The sequence below is a fragment of the Mesorhizobium sp. M5C.F.Ca.IN.020.32.2.1 genome, assembly GCF_004023105.1.
Classification (GTDB): Bacteria; Pseudomonadota; Alphaproteobacteria; order Rhizobiales; family Rhizobiaceae; genus Mesorhizobium; species Mesorhizobium wenxiniae.
This window is the reverse complement of sequence record NZ_RZSX01000526.1, coordinates 1-4,567: the sequence shown is the minus strand read 5'-3', so window position 1 is coordinate 4,567 and position 4,567 is coordinate 1. Positions and strand designations below refer to the sequence as shown.

3 protein-coding genes and 3 pseudogenes are annotated in these 4,567 nt (G+C 61.2%); 4 read left to right on the top strand and 2 right to left on the bottom strand.

Annotated elements, in window-relative coordinates; all coding sequences use genetic code 11:
- Both EOA86_RS23440 and EOA86_RS23435 read left to right on the top strand, forming a co-directional pair.
- A partial coding sequence (locus EOA86_RS23440; protein ID WP_206630110.1) for a KUP/HAK/KT family potassium transporter occupies window positions 1–947 on the top strand: 947 nt, incomplete at its 5' end.
- Window positions 948–1,245: 298 nt separating this feature from the next.
- Window positions 1,246–1,482, top strand: a complete 237-nt coding sequence (locus EOA86_RS23435; RefSeq protein ID WP_091600251.1) for a hypothetical protein — start codon at window positions 1,246–1,248, stop codon at window positions 1,480–1,482.
- 174 nt (window positions 1,483–1,656) lie between these two features.
- Here the strand turns inward: EOA86_RS23435 and EOA86_RS23430 are convergent.
- Together EOA86_RS23430 and istA are read right to left on the bottom strand one after the other, a co-directional pair.
- Window positions 1,657–2,259: pseudogene (locus EOA86_RS23430) on the bottom strand (ATP-binding protein); the annotation flags it as partial.
- A 16-nt stretch (window positions 2,260–2,275) separates the two neighbouring features.
- Window positions 2,276–3,677: pseudogene (gene istA, locus EOA86_RS23425) on the bottom strand (IS21 family transposase); the annotation flags it as partial.
- 63 nt (window positions 3,678–3,740) lie between these two features.
- Here istA and EOA86_RS23420 point away from each other — a divergent pair.
- Both EOA86_RS23420 and EOA86_RS23415 read left to right on the top strand, forming a co-directional pair.
- Complete coding sequence (locus EOA86_RS23420; protein WP_206516950.1) at window positions 3,741–4,046, top strand: tyrosine-type recombinase/integrase; 306 nt, start codon at window positions 3,741–3,743, stop codon at window positions 4,044–4,046.
- Window positions 4,047–4,179: 133 nt separating this feature from the next.
- A pseudogene (locus EOA86_RS23415) lies at window positions 4,180–4,527 on the top strand (IS21 family transposase); the annotation flags it as partial.
- Between the last annotated feature and the right edge of the window lie 40 nt (window positions 4,528–4,567).

The following is a 4,567-nucleotide window of genomic DNA, read 5'->3' as shown; positions in this document are numbered from 1 at the left end:
CTTTCTCGCTGACCAGGCAAGCAGTGCAGCTCAACATGCTGCCGCGCCTGGAAATCCTGCATACGTCGGAAAGACAATCCGGCCAGATCTATATGCCGCGCGTCAACATGCTACTGGCGCTCGTGGTGATGCTGCTGGTGGTCGGCTTTGGCGAATCCAGCAAGCTTGCCTCGGCCTACGGCATTTCGGTGACAGGCAACATGCTGGTGACGAACATACTGCTTTATGTCGTCATGACGCGCATCTGGAAATGGCCGCTCGGCGTCGCGATAGCCTTAATGGCGGTGTTCGTCTTCATCGATACCGGCTTCTTTGCAGCCAACATCGTCAAGGTATTCGAAGGCGGCTGGGCCTCGCTTGCCATTGCCGCAGTGATCGTGATGACCATGTGGACTTGGATAAGAGGCACCAGGTATCTATTCGACAAGACGCGCAGGAACGAGATTCCGCTCGATTCCCTTGCAGGCAATCTGTTGAAGAGGAAACCGCAGCTGATGTCCGGTACGGCCGTGTTCCTGACCAGCGATCCCGCCAGCGCGCCGACCGCGTTGATGCACAGCCTGAAGCACTACAAGGTGCTGCACGAACAGAATGTCATCCTCTCGGTGGTGACGGCGCAACAACCCGTCGTGCCCGACAGTGACCGGGTCAAGATGGAAACGATCAACGAGCTGTTCATGCGGGTGACGCTGACCTTCGGCTATATGGAGCAGCCCAATATCCCGCGCGCGCTGGCGATCTGCCGCAAGCAGGGCTGGAAGTTCGACATCATGACGACCTCTTTCTTCCTGTCGCGGCGCTCGCTCAAGGCCTCGCCCAATTCCGGCATGCCGGTCTGGCAGGACAAGCTGTTCATCGGGCTGGCGCGCACGGCGGCCGACGCAACGGAATATTTCCAGATCCCGACCGGACGCGTCGTCGAGATCGGAACACAGGTGGCGATTTAGTGCATGCCGCAGTTCAGCAGCTGAGAAGCCACTTGAGCGTGTCCATAGAAAGCGCCTCACTGAATACCAAACATCCCCATCCTCTGTTTGGTACGTTTCCAACTCTTGATATCTTGGAATTGACCAAGGATCGCTGCTTGGGTTCTGTCTCGGGAGGCGCGACTTCGGTGAGCAGAACTCTAGCAGCCCTTTCCCAGACTCTCCGCATGAATCGGAGTAGCCTGCTTCCATCGGCGATTTACATGTGGCATCGCCGTTGAGCGACGGCCACCCTTCCGCCCTAATGGGAGGAACAGCTATGGTCAGTAACACCAGCTCAATGAGTGGCATTGCCTATCCCAGCGACCTGGCTTTGTTGAAGCAGGTCTTTGATCGTGTCTGCGCCGAGGCAGGTATCTCCGTTAGTAGCATGCAGGCGGAGCGCCTGAGCGTGAGCGTAATGGCACTGTTCTCGGACGGCGAGTTCGATGAGGCCGTTCTTTATGAACGCCTTAAGCTTGATGCCCGCTCCTTGCCCAGAACGGGCAGCGTATGACCTCCGATCATCAGGAAGTCCTCACGAGCCTTGTAGCTCGTTATGAAACCGTAGTGTCGATACAGGACCGGATCGTTGAGCACGACCGGCGTTTCGGGCCTAGCATCCGAATTGGATGAAGTCCTACTGGAGCGGCTGCTCGTCTCGTTACGGAAGGCCCGCGTCGCCCTGGAGCTGGGCGGTGATCAGGGTGGATTTGCGGCGATAGCGTTCCTCGACGATTTCGAACAGATGGAAGCGCTGTTGGTCGGTGAGGCTGTGAGTTCCGAAGTCATCGAGGATGAGCAGTTGCGCGCGGGTGAGTTTGTCGATGAGGCGTGGGAAGCGGCCATCGAGACGAGCGAGCGCCAAATCCTCGAACAGGCGCGGCACGCGCACATAGAGCACGGAATGATCGAGCCGTGCCGCTTGCCGTCCGAAGGCGCAGGCCAGCCACGACTTGCCGGTTCCGGTCTGGCCGGTGACGATCAGGTTCTCATGAGTTTTCAGCCATTTGCCCTGGGCGAGCGCCATGGTGCTGCGCCGGTCGAGTCCGCGCGGCGCGGCAAAGTCGATGTCCTCGATGCAGGCTTCGGGAAAGCGCAGCCTGGCTGAGGCGAGCCGGTTCCGGACGCGCTTGTCGGCCCGCATGGCGACCTCGCGGTCGAGCATCAGGCCGAGCCACTCGTCACGGCTGAGTTCGTTGGCGTTGTTGCGTTCGGCCAGTTCGCGCCAGGCGGCAGCCATGCCGGCCAGACCGAGGGCCTGCATCTGGTCGAGGGTAGGGTTCGTCAGCATTCTTTCTTTTTCCTTCACGGTAATAGGTGGAGCCGCGGATGTTGGCGTCTGGGGTGTCGGCTTTGCCGGTTCTGCGGAGCTGGCCCGGTCGAGGCCGGCTTTGAGGATGGCGGTGACGGAGGAGTAGGCGATCGCGTTGATCAGCAGCGCCCGCTCGCAGGCGGCATCGAGACGCTCCGGCCCATAGCGCGGCGCCAGCGACAGGATGCCCATGGCCGAGCGATATCCCTGTTCCGGATGCGGCCGGTCGCGCATCATGCGCTCGACCAGGATGGCGGCGTTGGGGCCGATCCTGGCCGCCCTGCTGATCAGGCTGGCCGGCGTGGTGTTGGCGTAGCGCTGGTGCGCCTTGGGCATGTGTTCGTTGACGGTGACATGGCCGGAACGCTGTGAGCGACGGACATGGCTGGCGACACGCTGGTGATCGTGGAAGATCTCGACCACTCGATGCGTGAGCCGCACCTCGACGGTGCGCCCGATCAGCCGGTGCGGCACCGAGTAAAAGGTCTTGTCGACCTCGACATGGTAGTCAGGATGGACCTTCGCCGACTTCCACTCGGCGTATTCGAACGGTGCCGCCGGCAGCGGCTTCAAGGCAGCCGCTCGATCTCCCCGAACAGTTCGCGGCGGCTTTGGCCGACATGGCGCATCGGCCGGTTGTTCAGCTCCTCGAGCAGTTCGGCGATCGCCGCGTTGAGCTCGGCGATCGAGAAGAAGGATCGGTTCCTCAGCCGCGCCAGAATCCAGCGCTCGACAATCAGCACCGCGCCTTCGACCTTGCCCTTGTCGCGCGGCTTGCGGCTGCGGGTCGGCAGGATGGTGGTGTCGTAATGCTCGGCCATCGCGGCAAAGGTCGCGTTCAGCGTCGGCTCGAACCACAGCGTCTTGACGACACCGGCCTTCAGGTTGTCGCACACGATCGCTCTGGTGACGCCGCCGAAGAAGGCGAGCGCTCGCACCTGGCCCTCGATCCAGTCCGGCAGCTTCTGGCTGGAGCTGGCAAAGGCGAAGGTCAGATTGGAGGCGCCCAGCACCGCGACAAAAATGTGCGCCGGGTAAATGATGCCGGTCGCCGGATCGATCACCGGCACCGTCTGCCCGGCATAGTCCGTCTGCATCACCGCGCCCGCCGCATGCCGGTTGCGGAATGTCGCGCTCGTCCGGCGCTCGAAAGCGGCGAAGTGCTCGCAGAACCAGGTGTAGCCGTAGCCGTCGGGGTTGGCGGCGCGATACTCCTGCCACAACAGCGTCAGCGTCACCCCCTTGCGCTTCAACTCCCTGGCGATCAGCGCAAAGTTCGGTTCGCTTAGGTCTTGCGGCGGACGACCGGCACGGCCAAACAGCAGCCGCTCAAGTGTCGCGTCGTCGTGCGATATCGCTGGCTCGCCTCGTGACCGATCGGGATAGGAGCGATGCAGTCTTTCTGGGGCGGATGAAGGAACCTTTGACACGGTTCGGAATACACCGCGTCGTGACGCAATATGCCGCCATGGCGAGAAAAACCGTGCCGACCGTGGCCACGAAGCGCGTCAGGCCGTGGCCACGAAGCGCGTCAGCCCCATACGATTCGTCACACGACAGCCGTCCACCTCCTGCGTGCCGGCGTCGATATCGACACGATCCGCGCCTGGCTCGGCCATGTGTCGTTGGACACCACGCACATCTACGCCGAGGTTGATCTGGAAATGAAGGCAAAGGCGTTGGCCAAGGTTGAAGTCAGCGGCTTGAAAGAGCCCCCACGGCAGCGATCTCTGCCGTCATTAATGGCATTCCTGAAAGCCCTGTAGCGAACTACCATCGCCGTTCTTCTTATGTGGCGGCTTGGGCCAAGGAAATCACTGACATCCTTGGCTCATCCCCCGGAGACGCAACATAAATTTGGCCGCAACATAACAGGTGAAGTGTTATGCCGAACATATTAGCCGCTTCTGCGAACTCTTTCGCAGTTTCGAGCAGCGGCTTTCGCCGATGATGCGCCAGGAGCATGCGGCCGGCGACAAGGTCTTCGTCGACTATTCCGGCAAGAAGATCCCGATTGTTGATCGCAAGACCGGTGAGATCCGCGAGGCAGAGATCTTCGTGGCAGTGCTCGGCGCATCCAGCTTCACCTTTGCGGAGGCAACTTGGACGCAAACGCTCCCGGACTGGATCGGCTCGCATGTCCGGATGTTTCGTTTCTTCGGAGGCGTTCCCCGGCTGATCGTTCCCGACAATCTGAAGTCGGGCGTCAGCAGCGCCAGCTTCTACGACCCCGAGATCAACCGCAGCTAGGGGAGGGGATTTCGTTGACCATCGGCCGGCAGAGGAG